19 protein-coding genes and 2 pseudogenes are annotated in these 19,057 nt (G+C 41.7%); 15 read left to right on the top strand and 6 right to left on the bottom strand.

What is annotated here, in order from left to right:
- Position 1: 1 nt before the first annotated feature.
- The 4 genes from MHB66_RS12415 (at position 2) to MHB66_RS12400 (ending at position 2,359) form a co-directional block, all read left to right on the top strand.
- Positions 2–1,150 (top strand): bifunctional cystathionine gamma-lyase/homocysteine desulfhydrase, encoded by a 1,149-nt coding sequence (locus MHB66_RS12415; protein ID WP_034279973.1) that lies wholly within the window; start codon positions 2–4, stop codon positions 1,148–1,150.
- Positions 1,151–1,222: 72 nt separating this feature from the next.
- Entirely contained in the window at positions 1,223–1,453 is a 231-nt protein-coding gene (locus MHB66_RS12410) for a YrhC family protein (RefSeq protein ID WP_034279976.1), read from the top strand.
- A gap of 450 nt (positions 1,454–1,903) precedes the next feature.
- Positions 1,904–2,038: a YrzI family small protein gene (locus MHB66_RS12405; RefSeq protein WP_065214597.1), complete on the top strand. Its 135-nt coding sequence runs from the start codon at positions 1,904–1,906 to the stop codon at positions 2,036–2,038.
- 165 nt (positions 2,039–2,203) lie between these two features.
- Entirely contained in the window at positions 2,204–2,359 is a 156-nt protein-coding gene (locus tag MHB66_RS12400) for a hypothetical protein (protein WP_223251019.1), read from the top strand.
- Between the two features lie 43 nt (positions 2,360–2,402).
- Here the strand turns inward: MHB66_RS12400 and MHB66_RS12395 are convergent.
- A pseudogene (locus MHB66_RS12395) lies at positions 2,403–2,477 on the bottom strand (YjcZ family sporulation protein); the annotation flags it as partial.
- A 320-nt stretch (positions 2,478–2,797) separates the two neighbouring features.
- Between MHB66_RS12395 and MHB66_RS12390 the strand changes: the two are divergent.
- From MHB66_RS12390 to MHB66_RS12370, 5 genes are all read left to right on the top strand, one after another.
- The gene (locus tag MHB66_RS12390) at positions 2,798–3,400 is read left to right on the top strand and encodes a class I SAM-dependent methyltransferase (RefSeq protein ID WP_034279979.1); all 603 of its coding nucleotides are present in this window, start codon (positions 2,798–2,800) and stop codon (positions 3,398–3,400) included.
- A 414-nt stretch (positions 3,401–3,814) separates the two neighbouring features.
- Positions 3,815–5,029 carry a formaldehyde dehydrogenase, glutathione-independent gene (fdhA, locus tag MHB66_RS12385; protein ID WP_024423097.1) on the top strand — a complete coding sequence of 405 codons (1,215 nt, stop codon included), beginning with the start codon at positions 3,815–3,817 and terminating at the stop codon, positions 5,027–5,029.
- A gap of 98 nt (positions 5,030–5,127) precedes the next feature.
- Positions 5,128–5,901 carry a class I SAM-dependent methyltransferase gene (locus MHB66_RS12380; protein ID WP_046311880.1) on the top strand — a complete coding sequence of 258 codons (774 nt, stop codon included), beginning with the start codon at positions 5,128–5,130 and terminating at the stop codon, positions 5,899–5,901.
- Positions 5,902–6,626: 725 nt separating this feature from the next.
- Entirely contained in the window at positions 6,627–7,190 is a 564-nt protein-coding gene (locus MHB66_RS12375; RefSeq protein ID WP_046311876.1) for a GNAT family N-acetyltransferase, read from the top strand.
- Positions 7,190–8,908 carry an ABC transporter ATP-binding protein gene (locus MHB66_RS12370; RefSeq protein ID WP_046311874.1) on the top strand — a complete coding sequence of 573 codons (1,719 nt, stop codon included), beginning with the start codon at positions 7,190–7,192 and terminating at the stop codon, positions 8,906–8,908. The genes MHB66_RS12375 and MHB66_RS12370 overlap by 1 nt, the downstream gene beginning before the upstream one ends.
- A 137-nt stretch (positions 8,909–9,045) precedes the next feature.
- On the opposite strand, the pseudogene MHB66_RS12365 reads toward MHB66_RS12370, so the two are convergent.
- A pseudogene (locus tag MHB66_RS12365) lies at positions 9,046–9,242 on the bottom strand (IS5/IS1182 family transposase); the annotation flags it as partial.
- Positions 9,243–9,263: 21 nt separating this feature from the next.
- Here MHB66_RS12365 and MHB66_RS12360 point away from each other — a divergent pair.
- The 4 genes from MHB66_RS12360 to MHB66_RS12345 all read left to right on the top strand — a co-directional run bounded on the left by MHB66_RS12360 (position 9,264) and on the right by MHB66_RS12345 (position 13,672).
- Positions 9,264–10,013: an SDR family oxidoreductase gene (locus MHB66_RS12360; protein ID WP_046312303.1), complete on the top strand. Its 750-nt coding sequence runs from the start codon at positions 9,264–9,266 to the stop codon at positions 10,011–10,013.
- A 371-nt stretch (positions 10,014–10,384) separates the two neighbouring features.
- The gene (locus tag MHB66_RS12355) at positions 10,385–11,605 is read left to right on the top strand and encodes an MFS transporter (protein ID WP_024427902.1); all 1,221 of its coding nucleotides are present in this window, start codon (positions 10,385–10,387) and stop codon (positions 11,603–11,605) included.
- Positions 11,606–11,675: 70 nt separating this feature from the next.
- Positions 11,676–12,716: a 2,3-butanediol dehydrogenase gene (locus MHB66_RS12350; RefSeq protein WP_024427903.1), complete on the top strand. Its 1,041-nt coding sequence runs from the start codon at positions 11,676–11,678 to the stop codon at positions 12,714–12,716.
- Positions 12,717–12,841: 125 nt separating this feature from the next.
- Positions 12,842–13,672 (top strand): manganese catalase family protein, encoded by an 831-nt coding sequence (locus tag MHB66_RS12345; RefSeq protein WP_024427904.1) that lies wholly within the window; start codon positions 12,842–12,844, stop codon positions 13,670–13,672.
- Between the two features lie 35 nt (positions 13,673–13,707).
- On the opposite strand, the gene MHB66_RS12340 is transcribed toward MHB66_RS12345, so the two are convergent.
- The 4 genes from MHB66_RS12340 to MHB66_RS12325 are packed head-to-tail and all read right to left on the bottom strand — an operon-like array spanning position 13,708 to position 16,750.
- Positions 13,708–14,421 carry an amino acid ABC transporter permease gene (locus MHB66_RS12340; protein WP_046311872.1) on the bottom strand — a complete coding sequence of 238 codons (714 nt, stop codon included), beginning with the start codon at positions 14,419–14,421 and terminating at the stop codon, positions 13,708–13,710.
- A 12-nt stretch (positions 14,422–14,433) separates the two neighbouring features.
- Complete coding sequence (locus MHB66_RS12335; protein ID WP_046311870.1) at positions 14,434–15,132, bottom strand: amino acid ABC transporter permease; 699 nt, start codon at positions 15,130–15,132, stop codon at positions 14,434–14,436.
- Complete coding sequence (locus MHB66_RS12330; protein WP_046311868.1) at positions 15,129–15,989, bottom strand: amino acid ABC transporter substrate-binding protein; 861 nt, start codon at positions 15,987–15,989, stop codon at positions 15,129–15,131. Before MHB66_RS12330 ends, MHB66_RS12335 begins: the two co-directional genes overlap by 4 nt.
- On the bottom strand, positions 15,986–16,750 hold the full coding sequence (locus MHB66_RS12325; RefSeq protein WP_024427908.1) for an amino acid ABC transporter ATP-binding protein: 765 nt from the start codon (positions 16,748–16,750) through the stop codon (positions 15,986–15,988). Before MHB66_RS12325 ends, MHB66_RS12330 begins: the two co-directional genes overlap by 4 nt.
- Positions 16,751–16,894: 144 nt before the next feature.
- Here MHB66_RS12325 and MHB66_RS12320 point away from each other — a divergent pair, with 144 nt between their 5' ends.
- Together MHB66_RS12320 and blaBPU are read left to right on the top strand one after the other, a co-directional pair.
- Positions 16,895–18,058: an acyl-CoA dehydrogenase family protein gene (locus MHB66_RS12320; protein WP_034280002.1), complete on the top strand. Its 1,164-nt coding sequence runs from the start codon at positions 16,895–16,897 to the stop codon at positions 18,056–18,058.
- 125 nt (positions 18,059–18,183) lie between these two features.
- Positions 18,184–18,972, top strand: a complete 789-nt coding sequence (gene blaBPU, locus MHB66_RS12315) for a BPU family class D beta-lactamase (RefSeq protein WP_034280751.1) — start codon at positions 18,184–18,186, stop codon at positions 18,970–18,972.
- Positions 18,973–19,057 lie beyond the last annotated feature (85 nt).

Genomic DNA, 19,057 nt, shown 5'->3' with positions numbered 1-19,057 from the left:
CATGAAACCAAAAACAATGATGATTCACAGCGGAACAACGGGTGATGAAAGAACAGGCGCCGTGTCTGTGCCGATTTATCAAGTGAGTACTTATAAGCAGCCGAAAGCAGGCGAACATACGGGGTATGAATACTCCAGAACAGCAAATCCAACAAGAACTGCACTGGAAACAGTCATTCGTGATCTTGAAGGAGGAGCAAGCGGCTACGCATTTGGTTCAGGGATGGCAGCCATTACGGCTGTGATGATGCTGTTTAACAGCGGAGATCATATTGTCCTGACAGATGACGTGTACGGCGGAACCTACCGCGTCATCACAAAGGTGCTAAACCGCATTGGCATTACTGCAACCTTTGTTGACACAAGTGATCCTGAAGCAGTGAAAAAAGCCATTTTACCTGAAACAAAAGCCGTTTACATTGAATCACCAACCAATCCTTTACTCAAAATGACGGATCTAAAAGCCATCAGCGAATTGACAAAAGAAGCCAACATCTTGATGATTGTCGACAATACATTTTTCACACCGTATTTCCAAAAGCCGATTGAATATGGCGCAGACATTGTCTTGCACAGTGCGACTAAATATTTAGGCGGCCATAGTGATGTTGTAGGCGGGCTTGTCGTCACAGCGACAAAAGAACTTGGAGAAGAACTGCACTTTGTTCAAAACTCGACAGGCGGAATTCTTGGACCGCAGGATTCATGGCTTCTCATGAGAGGGATGAAAACGCTTGGACTAAGAATGGAAGCACATCAACAAAATGCACAGAAAATCGCTGAGTTTTTAAAGCAACATGCAGCCGTCACACGTGTTTATTATCCAGGTCTCGATACTCACCCTGGACATGAACTTGCGAAAACACAAGCATCCGGCTTCGGCGGCATGATCTCTTTTGATATTGGAAAAGAAGAACATGTCGATGTATTTTTAAGCCAGCTTAAGCTGTTTACAATCGCAGAAAGCCTTGGAGCGGTTGAAAGCTTAATTTCTGTCCCTGCCCGGATGACCCATGCGTCCATTCCAAAAGACCGCCGGGAGGAGCTTGGCATCACAGATGGTTTAATTCGTATTTCTGTCGGAATTGAAGATGTGGATGATTTACTACATGATATCAAGCAAGGACTAAGCGCACTGGCGAATGGATAGATTTACATGCTCCTCGCTTTCTCTCACTATGTTAAGCTATGAATAGACATTGATAACTGGAAGGTGAAACAAGTGAAGAAAAAGTGGAGTGATTTAGTGACAGATTACAAGCAGTACGCTTTTATTTTGCTTGCTGTCAGCACCTTTTTATATATTGGTACGATCTTACCGAACCAGCACATCGAAGCATCTCCAAAAATGCTGATGATGGGAATAGATTGTGTTTTCTTATTAGCAGCTTTTGTTTGTGTTAAACGCGCGATTTTCTTTCAAAAGAAACTGCAAGAATTAGATGAAGATTAATTCGAAAGCCTCCTCATTTGCCTGAGGAGGCTTTTTTTATTGTATTGGATAATCGGACAAGAATAACTGTAGAAATTTAGTCAAAAACACAAAAATCACCTATATGACTAAAAACAGGTTTACAAAATGGTGCTTGCTGGATATACTTACAAAGTAATTAAAAAAAAACGTAAAGGAGGCTGAAGAATATGTTATTCGTATCTACTTGTGATCAATTCAACCAACAATTTCATCATGTCATCAGCCTGTGGAAGAGTTCGTGTCCTTCCTTTGCCTTATACGGTGCACGCTTCAAAACTGTTTAAGTAAACGAGGATTTCACACGTATCATCCATTGCAGGTTGGAAGACACTGTCTTTTGATCTGCATTTTTGTGTGCCCGCAGGTCAACTGATAAAGAAGATCTGCGGGCTATTTCGCGTGCTGCGAACTGAAGGGAGGTGAGCGTATATGACAATCCATTTATTTTTTATTACTTTGACGATTAAGCGGAAATACAAGGACATTGAGACCGTTCTTTACGAACAAGAAGTCGAAACAATTTATGAAGAAATGAAACAGAAACAACTAAAGTATATGAACTAAAACAGGAAATGAAAAATGTGAAAAGGAGGAGATTGACATGTTTATGATGCTAGCCATGCTTGATTGTTATACGATGGAGAAGGACCAGGTTTAGACACGCTCCACATTGATCACCTGCACATATGATACCGTAAAAGGTGATTGTGAGGTGATCAATGAATGTCGATGTCACCATATATGAGATTTCCGTCTGTGGGGCACGGGTATGCATCTATTCCGCATTCCTTAAAGCACGGATACGGCAATCCATACCGCATGCAAAGAGAGCAAGAGGAAATGCTCAGACGTTATATGTATCAGTACCGGACTTATTGGTATTAAAGAAAAGGAGCAGGAAACCATGACGTTTCCTGCTCCTTTTACGTTAGCAAATCCAGCTTGCACCAATGATGATCAACAAAATGAACAGTACAACAAGCAATGCGAATCCGCCTGCAAAACCGCCACCGTAGCCACCGCAGTAGCCTCCAGAATAACCGCCAAAGCCCATAATCTAGCACCACCTTTATCTAATCAAGATACATTTATAAATTATGCAGCTCATGCAGAAAACGAAATCAATCTGAGCACAAATAATGAAAACGCCTATTCAAGTTAAAAAATAATTTTCACTTTCTGCGAAACATTTTCTGAAAAGGAGCGTCTTATAAAAGACAAATAAATTAGGACTAGGTCTTAATTTTTGTTAGGTGAGAGCCGATATGAAAAGTAAGAAAATTTGTAAATAGTTTATTTACTGGTGAAAAGCAGGTGTTAACATTGATTCAAAGCTGGATTGGAAAACAAATGAGGGAACCAAAAGGCTTGTTCTCAAAATGGGTTGCCCGCTATATGGAAAAAAATCATCATAATATCAATGAATGGACGCTTCAACTCTTAAATATACAAGAAAATGACCGAATTTTAGAAATTGGGACTGGAAGAGGCATCACCTTATCAAAGGTAGCTGAAAAACTTGACCGCGGAAAAGTATATGGAGTGGATGCCTCTCGTCATATGATTAAATATGCAAAAAGAAAACATAAGAAGCTTGCGGAACAGGACAAAGCCGTTATTACGCTTGGTAAGGCTGAGCAATTACCTTTTGAAGACAGATCATTCAATAAATTATTTACGGTGCAGACGATCTATTACTTGAAGGATATTGAGCAAGTCATGAAGGAAGTGTACCGCGTCCTTCAAGTGGATGGAGAAGTATTTTTATCCTTCCAAAAGCAGGAGCTGATCAACGAACAAAAACGGTCAACATCTTTTTCATCGTACAGTGAAGAAGAGATCAGCCGTCTGTTTTCAGCATATCACTTTAGAGAAGTCTCGGTTTATCACTATGATACATACATTTGTATCAAAGCCTTAAAATGATGAAAATATTTCCCAGGTAATGAACAAGCACTCAAAAAAGAGGCTCTTTGTCAGAGGAGCCTCTTTGCCTGCAATCGAATGTAAAAATAAAAAAAGGCTCTTCTTATGAAGAGCCTTTTGTATGTGATATAGGCGCCAGCCAGGTGTGTAAGGAATGATAGTATATATAAGGAATTTGTTTGTCGATTAAGGATACCTGTCTGGCTTATTTCTTATATCGACACCGTTCTGCAAAAGTTTAGCTTTTTTTTCAATATTTTCTTTTTTATTTCGCTGGAAGACACATTTTTCTTTCTCACATAGACATGTGCCTCCTTCTTTTTCACATAATGTGCTGTTTGAAGAAGGAAATTGCTTAAGAAATAGAGAAAATTGTAGAGACTTCATTTTTAAACAAAAGGGAGGAATGAAATCATGTCGGGAAACAAAGGTGTCGTTTATAAAGGAGCAGGAAAAGTAGCAGTTGAGGATATTGGATACCCTGATTTGGTCTTAAAAGACGGCCCGGGTGTACCTAAAGCCAATGTGGGGCGCAAATGTGAGCATGGCGTCATTTTAAAAGTAGTGACGACGAATATTTGCGGAAGTGATCAGCACATGGTGAGAGGGCGTACGACTGCACCTGAAGGGCTTGTCCTTGGTCATGAAATTACAGGTGAAGTCGTGGAAGTTGGGCGAGATGTGGAGTTTATTCAAAAAGGGGACCTCGTGTCCGTTCCGTTTAATATTGCCTGCGGACGCTGCGTCATGTGTAAGGAACAAAAAACCCATGTGTGCTTAAATGTAAACCCGGACCGCCCAGGCTCTGCCTATGGATATGTAGATATGGGCGGATGGGTTGGCGGCCAATCCGAGTATGTCATGGTTCCATATGCAGATTTTCAGCTGCTCAAATTTCCAGACAAAGATCAAGCGATGGAAAAAATACTTGATCTCACGATGCTTTCCGATATTTTCCCGACAGGTTTTCATGGTGCTTATACGGCTGGAGTAAAGCCTGGTTCGACCGTATATATTGCAGGTGCTGGGCCGGTAGGTCTTGCAGCAGCACATTCGGCTCAGCTTCTTGGCGCATCTGCTGTGATTGTTGGAGATCTGAATGAGCAAAGACTGGAACAGGCAAGAAGCTTCGGCTGTGAGACGATCAATCTACGAAAACATGATCGAATCGGCGAACAAATCACGAATATTTTAGGGGAGCCAGAAGTTGATTGTGCCGTCGATTGTGTCGGCTTTGAAGCTTCAGGTCATGGAGACCAGGGAGAAGCACCAGCAACTGTTTTAAATACGATTATGGATATTACCAAAGTTGGCGGCAAGCTTGGAATTCCAGGGCTTTATGTCACAGAAGATCCAGGAGCAGTGGATGCCGATGCAAAAGTCGGTTCTCTGAAAGTGCGAATTGGACTTGGCTGGGCGAAAGCTCATACCTTTGTGACAGGTCAAACCCCTGTTATGCAATATCATCGCAGTCTAATGAAATCCATTTTAAGCGGCAGAGCACAGATCGCTAAAGCCGTCAATGCGACCGTCATTGACCTTGATCAAGCCCCTAAAGGATATAGTGACTTTGATTCGGGTGTGGCGAAGAAATTTGTCATTGACCCGCACGGGATGCTTTCTCGATAATTTTTAACATGAAAGGAGCCGCTCAATAAAATGGGACGGCTCTTTATTGTGGAAAATCACATAGACTATACAAATCCATTTCAAAGGGGAGGAATTAGATGAATTCAGATCAAGCCAAAAGAAGGGTTGTAGAACAATTTGGGAGAAATGCAGAAAAGTATGTGACGAGTCAAACTCATGCAAAGGGAGCAGACCTGGATCTAATCGTTGAATGGACAGCTCCAAAAGAAAGCTGGATCGTCCTCGATATAGCAACTGGTGGCGGGCATACCGCAAAAGCATTGGCTCCATATGTGAATCAAGTATTTGCGACGGATTTAACGAAAGAGATGCTTTCTCATACATCACTTCATTTAAAAGCGTATCCCCAAATTTTTTATGTAGTAGCGGATGCAGAAAGCCTTCCTTTTTTAGATGGCACATTTGATGTGGTCACATGCCGAATTGCAGCACACCATTTCCCGCACCCTCAACAGTTTGCCAAAGAGGCATCTCGCGTATTAAAGCCAAATGGTCTGTTTTTCTTTATTGATAATGTTTCGCCAAATGATGAAGAGCTTGCACTATTTATCAATGAGCTGGAAAGATTGAGAGACCCAAGTCATGTGTCCTGTCTATCTACAGAACAATGGCGGGAATTGTTTTATAAAGAGGGAATAAAAGAAGTAAGATCAATGGAACGAAAAAAACGTTACCCTTTTCAAGAATGGGTCAAGCGAACAACGAAAACTTTAAAGGAAGAAGAGATCGTTACAAAATACATGTTAGATGCTAACGAGAAAATAAAGCAATATTATAGATTGAACATGACAGAGGATCAGATAGAATCAATAGAGGTGGATGACTGGATTGTTCTTTTCAGGAAAGGGTAAAAGTAAATCATTCATACGAGTCATTGAAAGAAATTAATCATATGCTACATTTTAAAGGGAAAACCGTCATCATCACAGGCGCAGCCAATGGTATTGGTTTCTCGATAAATGTTTAACAATAAAGAGCCGCTCCATAAATGGGACGGCTCTTTATTGTGGAATTCACATTGAATATACAATACATATCAACGAAAGAGATACTTTCTAAGGTTTCTTCATAAGGTCCTTGATGATAAATAATCTCATAGAACCCAGCTGGTTTCATTCTTGCTGACGGTCATATAGGCGACAAATAGGCAACTCACATCTCCAGACTCCTCATTTAAGTCATCTCCTTTTGCATACACAATACCGTATTTTAATCCCAAGTTTTTTAAAAAAATGGCGTAGATTGCTCGTAAAGTTTCTCCGTTGGTACCGACCAACCTATTTTCTCGTCGCTTTACATAAGAGGTTTAGCTGATAATTATTTCTTCGAATATATTTTTTATTTCTTTCTTTACTCTAGAGTTACTCCATACCTTACACTATTTCTTGTGAACTTAACATGACCTAACATTCGACTACTACGAACTTGGCTTGGTAAATGGTTGGGTTTTTCAATGAAATGGAGTAATAAGGCGGAAGGTTGGATTCGAAAATACGGAGTCTAGGCCATTATAGTGAGCTATTTTTAACAGTTGGTCGAATATTTTAATCAGTTTAAAAGAAAGGGTTTTTTAGAAATGACAAAACTAAATCAACAAATGACGTTAGCACCTGTACCGCAGGACGAGCTAGCAGCATTTAAGGCAGAATTACTAGAGGCATTTACGAAAGGGTTACAAGATCGTTTTACAGATGCGGAAGATCCGGCAGAAATGGGACCAATCCCGTCTGAGGAAGATTTCAATCATTCACTTACTGCTAAAGAATCGGTTGTACGTCAACTTTTACTAAACGCCGAAAGAATTGGTGGTGTCGTATTGAAAATGAATAACGAAACCCAGCGAAACGAAGTGGACTTCCTGTATACAAGGGCAAATGCACATGGCAAAGGTCTTGGAACTAAAATGTGGGAAGCGATAGAAGCAGCGTTCCCAGAGACGAAGGTTTGGGAGCTGCACACACCATATTTTGAAAAGCGTAATATTCATTTTTACGTGAATAAATGCGGCTTTAAAATTGTTGAGTTTTATCACCAAGGCAACCCAGGACCTAATGTTGAAGGCAAAGAGCCGGAATCGGATGAAGAGTATGAGTTTTTCCGTTTTGAAAAGGTCATGACGAAAGTGAGCAGTGAATCATAATGCAAGGGAAAATCTCACAGCTTTGGATTTTGATGAAGCGCAGTCAAATGGCGAATAGTCAATTAGTTCTCTTATTTTTTATAAGTATCGTAGAGGTGGCAGCAGGACTTGCTGTGCCACTACTCACAATGAAGCTTATTAACCAAATTTCAGATACTGGTTTTGCATTAACGTCACTCTTACCAGTCATTGGTGTTTTAATTGTACAGGCGATGCTTAGTGCGGTTACATTTTATATGATGCGTCGTTTAGGTGAAGGAATTGTCGCGAATTTACGAACAGAAGTATGGGCGCATATGCTGCATTTACGATTAACATATTACGATGCACATGAATCTGGCGAAACGATGAGTCGAATTACGCAGGATACAAACGTCGTAAAGGAGTTTGTAACGGAAAAGCTCGTATCGTTTGTATCGGGGCTTTTCGCGATACTCGGTGCAATCGTTGTTTTACTATGGATTGACTGGAAAATGACGCTGCTGCTACTGATCGCCGTACCACTCACAATTTTTGTGACGTATCCGCTAGGGGAAAAAATGTACGCGATTTCGAAAGCCAATCAAGATGAGTTGGCAGGATTTGGCGGACGATTAGGGAGAATTTTAACAAACATTCGCCTTGTGAAAGCTTCGCAAACAGAGCAGCAAGAGCTAGCAGGCGGAGAAAAGCAAATTCAGCAGCTGTACAAGTACGGATTAAAAGAAGCAAAAATTGTTGCGATTCTTTCACCACTTATGACGCTGCTCATGATGGTTGTGATCATTGCGATTTTTGGGTATGGCGGTTCACAGGTTGCTTCAGGTGCCATTAGTTCTGGCGAGCTTGTGGCAATCATGATTTATTTAGTACAAATTATTATGCCATTTACACAAATGGCGACATTCTTTACTGATTTACAAAAAACACTTGGCGCAACAGAGCGTATTGTCGAGGCTCTAGATGAGAAGCGTGAAGTCCAAGACGGTAAACCGGTAACTGCTGCGTCACAGCCGATTCTTTTTGAAAATGTGTCGTTTAAGTACAACGAAAAGTACGTGTTAAAAGGTATGACGTTTACGTTAAAGCCAAATGAAACAACGGCCTTTGTCAGCCGAAGTGGTGGCGGGAAAACGACCATGTTCTCCCTTATTGAACGTTTTTATGACGTGTCATCAGGTGCGATATTGTATGGCAAAGAAAACATTGAGCAATTTAATTTAACAGAGTGGCGTGGGCTGTTTGGCTATGTAAGTCAAAATGCACCGTTATTAAACGGAACGATTCGTGACAACGTCATGTACGGGACGAATGGAGCAAGTGAACAAGAGGTACTTGCCGCATTAAAAGCAGCCTATGCCTATGATTTTGTCATGCAGCTGGATAAACGCCTCGATACAGAGGTTGGTGAAGGAGGTATTAAGCTTTCGGGTGGTCAAAAACAGCGTATTGCGATAGCTCGTGCGATTTTACGAAATCCGAGAATCCTATTACTTGATGAGGCGACATCGAACTTAGATAACGAATCAGAGCGTGAAGTGCAGCTTGCTCTTCAAGCGTTAACGAAAAACCGGATGACCATCATTATCGCCCATCGGTTATCCACGATTACAAGTGCAGACCAAATCCTTGTCTTTGAAGACGGACGCTTGTCAGGTCAAGGCACACATGAAGAATTACAAAAAACTCATCCGTATTATCAACAGCTTTGGCAAAATGGTCGTTTAACTGAAGATTAAACGAAAATGTTTCGAGTCAGTTGCTTTTGTTATTCTTTGAAAGTAAAGACGTTAAAAAAACGAATGAAATGGAAATGGGACAAGAACAACATCCTACTTCCTAAATCTTAATCATTTTATATATTCAATTAGACTCTAAATAACAACAAATCAAGAGATGGAGGACCTCTGATTTCGCTATAATATGTTTTTACTTTATCTACGATAAATGAAAAATCAATTACTGCTCAATTTTACGAAGCAGGTGATCCTCTTTGATCAGTTGATCTAGTCATACAAATTCAGCTTTGTGCCGAGATTCCTCAAAATGATATGATAGACGACAACATCTCATGGAGAAAGGATTGGATGAATGATGAATTTTCAACATAAAACCGTCATCATCACAGGCGCAGCCAATGGTATTGGTGAAGCGATCGCCTGCGGTTATGCAAAAGAAGGGGCGCGTGTGGTGCTTGCGGATATAGATGAAGAGAAGGGGAAGCGTTTGGAGGAGCAGCTGAGAAAAGAGTCCTGTGAAGTTTATTTCATTAAAACAGATGTGAAACAGGAGAAGGATATTCAGCGCTTAATGTCGTTTGCGGCGGAGCACTGCAAAACGATTGATATTCTCATCAACAATGCCGGCGTCATGTGCACAGCATCGCCTTATGAATTAACGGTTGATGAATGGGATCATGTGCTGCATACAAATGTAAGAGGAACTTTTTTATGTGCTAGAGAAGCAGCACGTTATATCAAAGAGAATCCAAACGGCGGTTCCATTGTGAACATTTCCTCTACCCGTGCGGCCATGTCAGAGCCCTATACAGAAGCATATGCTGCATCAAAAGGCGGCATTTCCTCGCTTACTCATGCCTTGGCAGTTTCTTTTAGTCAGGATCACATTACGGTAAATAGCATTTCCCCTGGATGGATTGAAACGAAAGATGAGAAAAGTCTTCGAGAAATTGACCATCAGCAGCATCTTTCCAATCGAGTGGGTACGCCAAAGGATATTGTGAGAGCCTGTTTTTATTTAACTGATGAAGACAATCAATTTGTGACCGGCACAGATTTGGTTGTTGATGGCGGCATGACTAGAAAAATGATTTATGCGGATTAACATGAAAAAAATATTGACGCTTCGATCGAGGCGCAGTACAATATGTAACAATTCAGCTGAAGATCGTGATGAAAAAAAGACACAGCGCAAATAGAGAAGAGTACATCATAGCTGCCCCACACAGAGAACTCCGTGAAGCTGAGAAGGAGCTGGGAAGCATGATGGAACCAAGCCTCTTAGCTTTGCACCGAATTCCCTCGGATGGTGGTGCAGCGAACTTCTCCCGTTACAGAGAAGGGTGAATGATCACCCGCTAAGGTTCATCTGGCAACAGATGAATGAACTGAGGTGGCAACGCGGAGTAAATCCCGTCCTCAAGACAGACATGTCTTGGGGGCGGGATTTTTTTATGACAAATAGGGGGGACCATGATGAAAAAACATTGGCGGGATATGAGTATTTTGCTTGGAGCCATCGGGATCGCGAACATAGGAGAATGGATTTATATGATTGCTCTCCATCTGCTTATTTTTCAAGAAACGGGCTCTGTACTTGCTGTAACAGCAGTTTATTTACTAAGACCGGCTGCTGCTCTTTTGACCAATAGCTGGTCCGGCAGTTTGATTGACAGGCTGAATCAGCGGAATGTGATGATCAGTTTAGATATTACCCGTGCTCTGCTCATTGCATGCATCCCTTTTGCCTTATTTTCAGGACATCTGATCATCCTGTATGTCATGGTGTTTTTCATACAGATGGCACAAGCGATGTTTCATCCAGCGTCGATGGTGTATATGACAGGACTAATCCCGGCGGATAACCGAAAACGGTTTAATGCCATTCGCTCTTTATTACAATCCGGTGGATTTTTACTTGGGCCCGCAGCAGCAGGTCTGCTCTTTCTCATCGGGACTCCTGTGCTTTCAATTTATGTAAATGCGATCTGCCTGTTGATATCTGCTTTGTTAACGATGTGTTTACCGAATTTGGTCAAAACAGATGCTGCCCAAAAGCGGTTTTCCCTTTCAATGTTAAAAGAGGATGCAAAGCTTGTTCTGCGTTTTAGTCTGACATCACGCCAGATCATGACGGTATATTTATTATTTAGTGCCGCGATATCGGTCCTTCCTACGGCCATAGACTCACTTGAAACAGCCTTTGCAAAAGAAGTATTGATGCTGACTGATACACAATATGGCCTTCTTGTCAGTATAGCTGGAGCGGGTATTATCGCAGGGGCAAGTCTTAATTCGGTCATTGTCGAAAGGCTGTCAGTTTCGCTGATGCTTGGAATCGGCAGTTTGTTTGTGGCGTTTGGCTATCTTATTTATGCATTTTCCAGCAGTCTAGTTGCAGCCGCCGGTGGATTTTTTATATTAGCCTTCTTTTTAGCATTTGCGAATACAGGTTTTATGACGTTCTATCAAACAAATATCCCCGTAGAGGTGATGGGGAGGGTAGCCAGCTTTTATGCTTTGGTTGAAGCCATTCTGACGATGACCATGACAGGAATATTCGGCGGACTCGCTCATATTCTATCGATCAGAATTTCCGTCATCATCGGGTGTCTATGTATGCTTCTTATCTGTCTATTGCTATGTTTTGTCATCTTTCGTCCATTGACTGCCAAAAAAATAGTGCATCCTACTTAGAAAATTAAAAAAATTATGTTATCATTATTTAAGTAAGTTAATTAAATTGATGAGAAAAGGAGTCTTACAAATGAAAGCACTACGCTGGCACGATCAAAAGGACATTCGACTAGAGGAAATTGATGAACCAACAGTTGCTCCAGGAAAAGTGAAACTGAAAGTAAAATGGTGCGGCATTTGCGGTAGTGATTTACATGAATATTTAGGCGGACCGATCTTCATTCCTGTGAATGAACCTCATCCACTTACAAAAGAAAAAGCACCCGTTACACTGGGACACGAGTTCTCTGGTGAAGTTGTTGAAGTAGGAGAAGGCGTGAGCAATTACAAAGTAGGCGACCGAGTGGTTGTTGAACCTATTTTTGCAACTCACGGACATCAAGGTGCTTATAACTTAGATGAAAACATGGGCTTTTTAGGGCTTGCCGGAGGCGGCGGTGGATTCTCTGAATATGTATCAGTCGATGAAGAATTACTTCATTTATTACCAGACGAAATCTCATATGAGCAAGGCGCGCTTGTCGAGCCTTCTGCAGTTGCTTTATATGCGGTTCGTTCTAGTAAAGTACAAGCTGGGGATACAGCGGCTGTGTTTGGCTGCGGACCAATCGGTTTACTTGTCATTGAAGCATTAAAAGCAGCTGGTGCTACTGATATTTATGCAGTTGAATTATCAAAAGAGCGCCAAGTGAAAGCAAAAGAGCTTGGAGCGATCATTGTAGATCCATCTCAGTATGAAGATGTCGTTCAAGAAATTGCTCGCCGTACAAACGGTGGCGTCGATGTTTCTTTTGAAGTGACAGGTGTACCTGTTGTATTGAAGCAAGCAATCCAATCAACTAGAATTTCAGGCGAAACAGTCATTGTAAGCATTTGGGAAAAAGGCGCGGAAATTATGCCGAATGACATTGTCATTAAAGAACGTACAGTAAAAGGAATTATCGGCTACAGAGACGTATTCCCATCTGTATTAAACTTAATGAGAAAAGGCTATTTCTCTGCAGATACACTCGTCACGAAAAAAATCAAGCTGGATGATGTGATCGAGGATGGCTTCCATGCATTAATCAATGAAAAAGATCAAGTGAAAATTTTAGTCAGTGCTGAATAAGTAAGATAACAAAGAGGATGGCATAAGCCGTTCTCTTTTTTTATGTATTCAGATCATTTTCATAAAGGGAGCTGCGGTCGAATAGTGATAAGTGAAAAGATGTTTTTGATAAGGGAGATGACATCGTGTTTTATCACATCAAAGAATTGCAATATGAAGCAAAGCCCTCAAAGCCGGATCCGGTGTATGCAAAGAAATTACAAGAAGTATTAGGCGGTCAATATGGTGAAATCAGCGTGATGATGCAATATTTATTTCAAGGCTTTAATTGCCGGGCAGATCAAAAATATAGGGATTTATTATTTGACGTAGGAACAGAGGAAATTGGTCATGTCGAAATGCTGGCAACGATGATTGCGCGTTTACTTGATAATGCACCAGTTAAGGAACAAGAAGAGGCGTACCAAAGTGATCCTGCACTTGCAGCTGTCATGGGCGGAATGAACCCGCAGCATGCGATTGTTGCAGGTTTAGGGGCAATGGCAGCGGATAGTCAAGGATACCCGTGGAATGCCAAATACATCATTTCAAGCGGAAATTTAATGGCGGATTTCAGAGCCAATTTAAATGCAGAGGCCCAGGGCCGCCTTCAGGTCACAAGACTTTACGAAATGACAGATGACCGCGGCGTCAAAGATATGCTCTCCTTCCTCATTGCTCGTGATACATACCATCAAAATATGTGGCTTGCCGCAATTAAAGAATTAGAAGAGCGAGAAGGAGATGTCGTCGTACCAACCACCTTCCCTCGTTCACTAGAAAAACAGCAAGTATCCTATGACTTGTTTAACTTCTCAAGAGGGGAAGAAAGTAAGCAAGGCAGATGGGCACATGGCCGCAGCATGGATGGAAAAGGAGAGTTCAGATATATTTCTGCACCTGTCGTATTTGGCTCTGCACCAAAGCTCAAACCCGCGCCAAAAGAGCTGTTTAACACACCAAAAAAGGGTGAATAAAAAAGTCGATCAGGTTTTTGGGCCTGATCGACTTTTTAACGTCCGAGAGTTCTTCCGTATACACTGACACGTTTCTCTAATAATGCAAAGGCTAAATCAAAGACAATGCTCAGCAGCCAATAGATCAAAGCAGAGACGAGATAAGTTTCTAAAAACTGATAGCCGTCATTTGCAATGATCCGGGAAATACCCATGATTTCGAGTACCCCAATTGTAAACGCAAGAGATGTCGCTTTTAATAACTGAACGAGCTGATTGCCTAGGTTTGGTAAGGCCACAACAAATGCCTGCGGCAAAATAATGCGTATCATCGCCTGACGTGTGGTCATGCCTACAATTTTTGCCGCTTCAAGCTGCCCTTTGTCTACTGCCAGAAGTGCACTTCGGACCACCTCTGTTAAATGAGCGGCTGAATGCAGGCTGAAGGTAATAAGAGCCACAGCTAAAGGGGAGACCATATCTGGATGAAAGGTCAGTCCGAATGTGCCGCTCATACTGGTTAGAAGAAAAGGGAGCCCATAAAAGAAAGCGAACAGTTGAACAATAAGCGGCGTTCCTCTAAAAAAGGAGACGTATAGCGTAACGAGCTGTCTGAGTACAGGGATGCGAAAGAGGCGAATGAAAGCAAAAACAGATCCGATCACAAGACTCACAGCCATGGAAACAAGAGCAATTAATAAGGTGAAAGGAACACCTTTTAGAATATGTGGTACTTGGTCAATCGCAAATGGAATATCAATGGTTTGCATCAAATCGCCTCCTTAACGTGACAGACTGGTACGGCCTTTTACAAATTTCTTTTCAAGCAGCATGGTGACTAGTTCAATGCTCATACAAATGAGCCAGTACACAATCGCAATGATCACATACACTTCAAACATGCCGATTCCATAGTTATTTCCTAAGATGATCTTCACCTGTCCCATAATATCGATGAGTCCGATCGTAAAGGCAATCGCCGTGTCTTTCACAAGATCAATGGTGTAATTTCCGAGGTTTGGCAGGGCAATGAGAAAGGCCTGCGGGATAATGATCCTGATCAAGGCCTGTGTATCTGTCATCCCCACAATGTAGGCGGCTTCCAGCTGATCCTTCCCAACAGACGAATACGCACTGCGAAAAACTTCAGATAAATAAGCCCCCGTATGTAAAGAGAACGTCATCATCACAAATAACACACGATCCCAATGATTGATTTGAATTCCTGCCACAAGTAAAAGCTGAGGAAGTCCAAAATAAATTAAGAATAACTGAACAATTAATGGCGTACTTCGTGTAAAAGATAAATAGATAACAGCCAATTGCTTCAGCACTGGGATTTGTTTTATACGAATGCATGCAAATAAGAGCCCTATTAGGATGGCAAAAAACAATGACACCGCAATAATGAGAAAAGTGAGTGGCAGGCGTTCAAGCACCTGTAAAAAAATTCGCAGCCAATCTCCAGCTGTAAACGTCATGACGCTTCCTTCCTTTCTTCATATTGATAGCCTTGCTCTGAGATGTAGTCAATATCTTGAAAGAAATCAACCCCAAACCACTTTTTCGCAAGCTTAGGAAGTGTTCCATCATCAATCATCTCTTGTGTGACCTGGTCCAAATCTGCCGCAAGCTGCTTCTCACTCGGCTGTAAGACAAGATAAATCGGCTCCTTTGACACAATGCCGCCAACTTTGACCTTTAGGTTGAGATGCTTTTGTATGGTATCGAAGGTCGAAATATTCATAAAAGCCGCATCAGACCGTCCGCTTTCAACGCGCTTTAAGTTGAGTTCATTTGAAGGGCTTTCAATGGTTGTCAGCGGAATATCTGGATCATGTTCTTCATTATATTGATTTAATATGGAACGCAATCCGCCGCTGGGACTGACAGGAGCGAGCTTTTTTGATGTCATATCATCAAGCGATTGAATATCCCGGTTTGATTTATTCACAATTAATCCTGTCATCGAATAGCCGTATGGAACTTGAGGGTAAAGAAACCGTTTTTCGCGTTCAGGGTTACTGAAAAACCAATTAGCTGCCATTTCAAACTTCCCTGCGCCAACACCAATTAAATTGGATTCTTCCTCGCCAAAGATGTAATCAAAATGTATGTGTGGAAGTCTTTTTTCCACTTCATTTAAATAATCAATGTTATAGCCAATCGGTTCGTTTCGGTCATTTGTGGCTAAAAAGGGTGGATTGACCTCTGCACTCAGTGCGACTTTCACAATTTGTTTTCCATCATCTGTTGTTGTTTTCACACTGCTGCAGCCAATCAGGGAGAGGAGAATCAGAAGGACACCAGCTGTCATGAATGCTGTCTTTTGCTTCATATGTCTTCCTCCGATCCTTGCCACATTCCGCGATGAATCCTAGATAAAAATTGTTTCGTTCGTTCATGCTGCGGCTTCATGAGGACGTCTTCTGGGGAGCCTTTTTCAACGATTTCCCCATCTGCCATAAAGATCACGGTATCCGCTACGTCCTTTGCAAACGAAATTTCATGCGTCACAATGACCATCGTCATCCCTTGGCTCGCAATATCTTTGATCATTTCAAGGATTTCTCCGACCATCTCTGGGTCAAGTGCGGACGTTGGTTCATCAAACAAAAGCACCGCAGGATTCATCGCAAGAGCGCGGGCAATTCCAATCCGCTGCTGCTGACCGCCAGATAATTCACTCGGAAATGCATCCTTTTTATGAAGCAGTCCAATCCGCGCTAAAAATTGCTCTCCAACCTTTTCAGCTTCTTTTTTAGACATGTTTTGGGACACAATCAATCCCTCTGTAATATTTTCAAGTGCTCGTTTATTTTGAAACAAGTGATAATGCTGAAATACCATGGAAGATTGCTGCCTTAGTTTTAAAAGATCTTTTTTATGATATCGTTCAAATTGAATCGTGGCTTCTCCAACAGTCAGCTCTCCTTTGTCTGGAATGTCGAGGCTGTTTAAACTGCGGAGAAGTGTTGTTTTTCCTGATCCGCTCGGTCCAATAATTGCGACCACTTCACCTTCTTGTACGGTGAAATCAATGCCTTTTAACACATGGGTCTGCCCATAAGATTTATGTAGATTAGTAGCTGAGATCATAAAAGCATCACGTTCCTTTGACAGATGTACTTAATATTGATAAAATTTAACACATTAAATCCTATAAGTAAAGTGTGTTTTATTCATTCCGATTGGAAAAATGAGATATCATAGATTGTGAGAAACAGAGGAGTTGGATACGTTTTGTCTAAAGCATTATTTGTCGATACCGATTTTCAAAAAACATGGCTTAATCAGCTGGAATCTCTTCGTGAAACGATTGAACAAAACGCAAAAAAACATGATGAAGGCGCTTATTTTCCTAAACAGAATATCGAATCATTAGTAAACATGGGATATACAGCCCTGTCTCTTCCCGCTGAATATGGAGGCGGGGGTCAATCTGTAACAGATATGGTTCTATTTCAAGAAACGCTTGGCAGCATGGACGGAGCGACTGCCTTATCGATTGGGTGGCACCAAGGAGTTGTTGGTGAAATTTATGAAAAGAAACTATGGAATGAGAAGCAGCTGCAATTCTTTGCGGAAGAAGTGAAGAAGGGCGCCCTTGTCAACCGCGCTGTGAGTGAGGCGCAGACAGGCAGCCCAACAAGAGGCGGCAAGCCTGGGACAACAGCGATGAAATCAGGTGATCGCTGGGTGATCAATGGACGTAAAATTTTCACAACAATGTCACCAGCTCTCACATACTTTTTAGTCGGCGTATGGATCGAAGAAAAAGAGGCGATGGGATTCTTCTTAATTCACCGTGACACAGAAGGTGTTTCTATAGAAGAAACATGGGATGTTGTCGGCATGAGAGGAACAGAAAGCCATGATTTAATCTTAGATCAAGTTGTGGTATCAGATGATATGCTTGTTGAAGTGCAAAAAGGACCTCGGGGCGGTACGTTAAACCCTTGGATCGCCCATATTCCTTCCTGCTATTTAGGAATTGCACAAGCGGCAAGAGACTATGCTGTACAGTATGCCATCACACATTCACCGAACAGTATCAGCGGAACGATTAGTGACCTGCCGAATGTCCAAACACTGATTGGCGAAATTGATTTACTACTAAAGCAAGCACGCCACGTCATCTATTCAACGACAACATTGTATGAAAAGCCTGAGAAAAGAGAGCTGTTAATCAATGAATTCGGTGCTGTGAAGCATACAGTCGTTAATCATAGTCTGCAAGTGGTCGATAAAGCCATGCGTTTAGTCGGTGCAAAAAGCTTGAGCCTTGGCTGTCCGCTTCAGCGTTACTATCGAGATATCCGGGCTGGGCTCCATAACCCGCCAATGGATGATATGACGATTTCAAAAATTGCGAAGCAGGCCATTGAAGAGAAAAAAGAAAGCTAATATGATCAAAAAGCCGGATGAAACCGGCTTTTTTTATTTGGCAGAAAAGAGGACAAGCGTACCTTATGTCTCATCACTCAGGCATGCTACAATCGATACAAATCATAGGAAAAGGAGCGATTTTTTTGAAGAAAAAGCATATGAAATGGCTGTTTTGCACCATCATGCTGATGGCATTTTGTATCGGCCAGCCTTCATCAAGTGAGGGAACATCTCCAGCTTGGTCAGTAGATGAATTCATGAAAGACCGAGAAGGCACATTTGTCATCCAAGAAGTAAAAGAAAAATCGCCATGGGTGTATAACAAAAAAAGAGCGAACGAGCGATTTGCCCCACAATCGACATTTAAAGTGGCAAATGCCCTCATCGGACTCCAAACAGGCGCAGTGAGAGATGAATACGACATCAAATATTGGGACGGAGTGAAAAGAGAGATTGATAACTGGAATAAGGATCATACACTGGGCTCTGGCATGAGAGATTCAGTCGTCTGGTACTATCAAGCCATGGCGCGTGACATCGGAGAAGAACGCATGAATCATTGGGTGAAAGCCATTCATTATGGGAACGAAGACATATCTGGCGGAATCGATCAATTTTGGTTAAGCAGTTCGTTGAAACTTTCTCCAGTAGAACAAGTCCATTTCCTCAAACAGCTATATGAAGAAAGTCTTCCATTTGACCTGTCTGTCATGAGAACCGTCAAACGAATGATGATACAAGAAGAAGAGAAACATGCCACCCTATACGGAAAAACAGGCTCCGGCTCAGGCATCGGCTGGTACGCAGGCTTCATCAAACATGAAAACAAAACCTACATTTTCGCCACAAATATCGAAGGCACCGGACTAAAAGCAAAAGAAATTACCTATCGTATTTTGAAAAAATATCATTTGATGGAAGCATCCGTTTAGGGTGCTTTTTTATATATAAAAGGGGATATTTTGATAAGATGATGATATATGGGTTAGTTTTAGGAAAATGATAGTGATATCACAT

The sequence above is a fragment of the Bacillus sp. FSL L8-0167 genome (genome assembly GCF_038630295.1).
Classification (GTDB): domain Bacteria; phylum Bacillota; class Bacilli; order Bacillales; family Bacillaceae; genus Bacillus; species Bacillus safensis.
This window is presented reverse-complemented; position numbering and strand designations above follow the sequence as displayed.

Bases quoted from the DNA above. Each gene is read 5' to 3' on its own strand.
- MHB66_RS12380 (WP_046311880.1), top strand. From the start codon at position 5,128: ATGAATTCAGATCAAGCCAAAAGAAGGGTTGTAGAACAATTTGGGAGA.
- MHB66_RS12355 (WP_024427902.1), top strand. From the start codon at position 10,385: ATGAAAAAACATTGGCGGGATATGAGTATTTTGCTTGGAGCCATCGGG.
- MHB66_RS12325 (WP_024427908.1), bottom strand. From the start codon at position 16,750: ATGATCTCAGCTACTAATCTACATAAATCTTATGGGCAGACCCATGTG.
- MHB66_RS12375 (WP_046311876.1), top strand. From the start codon at position 6,627: ATGACAAAACTAAATCAACAAATGACGTTAGCACCTGTACCGCAGGAC.
- MHB66_RS12360 (WP_046312303.1), top strand. From the start codon at position 9,264: ATGAATTTTCAACATAAAACCGTCATCATCACAGGCGCAGCCAATGGT.
- MHB66_RS12330 (WP_046311868.1), bottom strand. From the start codon at position 15,989: ATGAAGCAAAAGACAGCATTCATGACAGCTGGTGTCCTTCTGATTCTC.
- MHB66_RS12400 (WP_223251019.1), top strand. From the start codon at position 2,204: ATGTCACCATATATGAGATTTCCGTCTGTGGGGCACGGGTATGCATCT.
- fdhA (WP_024423097.1), top strand. From the start codon at position 3,815: ATGTCGGGAAACAAAGGTGTCGTTTATAAAGGAGCAGGAAAAGTAGCA.
- MHB66_RS12415 (WP_034279973.1), top strand. From the start codon at position 2: ATGAAACCAAAAACAATGATGATTCACAGCGGAACAACGGGTGATGAA.
- MHB66_RS12405 (WP_065214597.1), top strand. From the start codon at position 1,904: ATGACAATCCATTTATTTTTTATTACTTTGACGATTAAGCGGAAATAC.
- MHB66_RS12335 (WP_046311870.1), bottom strand. From the start codon at position 15,132: ATGACGTTTACAGCTGGAGATTGGCTGCGAATTTTTTTACAGGTGCTT.
- MHB66_RS12340 (WP_046311872.1), bottom strand. From the start codon at position 14,421: ATGCAAACCATTGATATTCCATTTGCGATTGACCAAGTACCACATATT.
- MHB66_RS12350 (WP_024427903.1), top strand. From the start codon at position 11,676: ATGAAAGCACTACGCTGGCACGATCAAAAGGACATTCGACTAGAGGAA.
- MHB66_RS12370 (WP_046311874.1), top strand. From the start codon at position 7,190: ATGCAAGGGAAAATCTCACAGCTTTGGATTTTGATGAAGCGCAGTCAA.